The following is an 832-nucleotide window of genomic DNA, read 5'->3' on the forward strand; positions in this document are numbered from 1 at the left end:
ATGGAAATTCCTAATCAACCCGCTAACCTCGCTGAGTTCTTAGAAATCAGTTTGGAAGCACTGCGCAAGCAGATGAAAAGAATGGGCCTGGTAGAAGGCCGATTCAATCGCCACGCCGAAATGGACGAGCAGACCGTCCAGGTACTCTTAGAAACTTACGGACATGAAGAAGAAGCGCAAACCTTGTCCACTTCTTTAGAAACGGACAAAGAGCAAAACGGACAAACGGACACGTTGAACATCGCTCCTCCGAAATTGGACAAGCGACCAAACGGACAAGGTTTGACCAGAACAGACAAGAGGCCGAAAACGGACAAACGGACAACAGGCATAGCAAACGGACAAGCGGACACCCTTCCCTTAGAAACGGACAAGGGCAAAAACGGACAAACGGACACGCCAGCGATCGCAATGAACACACCACGCGAAACGGACAAACGAACAAGCATCAGCTACGCCGAACTTTCCAAAGACCTCCTCCTTGCCCTGATCGCCATGGTGAGCATGTACGTGCAGATGAACCACACCGCGCAAGTCGTCGGCGGAGAATGGCTGCAAGCCTGGGCTTACGCGCTCAGCATACAGTTCACGGGTCTGGCCATGACGCTTTACAAGGGCAACCTTGGTTACCTCAGAGCATTTGCCGTGGCGGAGTTTGCGATCAACTTGCTGCACTACCGTCCCTGGGCACATTGCGAACTGATCGAGGGGGTGTCCGTTTGTGGCGGATTTGAAGAGTGGACACGTAGCGTACTCTTGTCCGCTTTGATCGCCTTTACGATCTATAGCTACGTAGAAATATTTGCCGCAAGGCGCAACGAAAAAACGGACA

The 832-nt window shown here is 51.9% G+C and carries 1 protein-coding gene; it reads left to right on the top strand.

What is annotated here, in order from left to right:
- The coding region (locus tag ACRBG0_RS26250; RefSeq protein WP_431489797.1) for a hypothetical protein at positions 1 to 832 on the top strand (832 nt) is incomplete at both ends.

It is taken from the genome of Lewinella sp., assembly GCF_050633125.1.
In the GTDB taxonomy this organism is placed as follows: domain Bacteria; phylum Bacteroidota; class Bacteroidia; order Chitinophagales; family Saprospiraceae; genus Lewinella.